The 1,174-nt window shown below is 65.5% G+C and carries 1 protein-coding gene; it reads left to right on the top strand.

All coding sequences use genetic code 11. The features are described from left to right. Window positions 1-166 precede the first annotated feature (166 nt). A complete protein-coding gene (locus tag G567_RS0125100; protein ID WP_028932071.1) occupies window positions 167-1,057 on the top strand; it encodes an IS982 family transposase in 891 nt (296 codons plus the stop codon). Window positions 1,058-1,174 lie beyond the last annotated feature (117 nt).

Genomic DNA, 1,174 nt, shown 5'->3' with positions numbered 1-1,174 from the left:
ACCCCCGGCCCTTCGCCTGGACCAAGACCGCGGACGAGATCCTCGAACGACTCGCCGCATATCTTGACCGGATTCCTGGCGCGACTCACTAGATGGTTGATTCCGTGAAGATCGTGTGAGGTGTGTCGTGCCCGGGGCATGAGGGGAGAGCGTTCAAGATCAATGTGTGACGAAAGAACTGAACGCCCTCCTGGTCGAACTCTACGTCGTGATCGACGACTACGTCGTGCCACCACGCCGCGGGCGTGGCCGTCGGCCGCTGCTGTCGGACTCCGAACTGATCACGCTGGCAGTGGCTCAGATCCTGCAGGGCTACCACTGCGAGTCCCGTTGGGTGCGCCACATCCGAGCCAGCGCCGAGTGGCGTGCGATGTTCCCGAACCTGCCCCAGCAGCCCGGCTATCACAAGCGGCTCAAGAACGCCCGTGCGCTGCTGTGTCGGGCGATCCGCGTGCTGGCCCAGCGCTGCCCATCGTGGTTCGACGAGCTATGGATAACCGACGCCACGCCGGTGCCCTGTGGCATGTCCCGCCAGACGGTCAAACGATCCGATCTGGCCGGCCACGCCGGCTACGGCTACTGCGCCTCGCACTCGCGCTTCTACTGGGGGCTGAAGCTCTACCTGGTCTGCACTGGGGACGGGATGCCCGTCATGTGGTGCCTGGCCAACCCGAAGATCGGGGAACGCGAGGTCCTGGCCGCGCTGCTGGAGCACAACCACCGCCTCGTGCGCGACGGGCAGCTCATCCTGGCCGACAAGGGTTTCGCTGGGGCGGCATTCAAGCAGCTCACCGAAGCAATGGGGCTACGCCTGCGGCGCCCGGACCGCCGCGACGAGACCTACACCAACGGGCACCTCGGCGGTGTCCGCCAGTGGATCGAATCGGTCAACCAGAGCCTCAAAGGCCAGCTCGACCTGGAACGCCACGGCGGGCGCACCCCAGACGGGGTCTTCACCCGCGTGGCCCAGCGACTCCTCGCCCTGGCCAGCGGCATCTGGCACAACTGGACCACCGGCGTCACGACCAAACGATCACTGGTGCCCTACGACCACTGAACACCAGCTTCACGGAATCACTCATCTAGTGAGTCGCGCCAGGAATCCGGTCAAGATATGCGGCGAGTCGTTCGAGGATCTCGTCCGCGGTCTTGGTCCAGGCGAAGGGCCGGGGGT

The organism is Pseudonocardia asaccharolytica DSM 44247 = NBRC 16224 (genome assembly GCF_000423625.1).
GTDB classification, from domain to species: Bacteria; Actinomycetota; Actinomycetes; order Mycobacteriales; family Pseudonocardiaceae; genus Pseudonocardia; species Pseudonocardia asaccharolytica.
The sequence above is the reverse complement of the archived record's forward strand: the minus strand, read 5'-3'. Positions and strand labels throughout refer to the sequence as shown.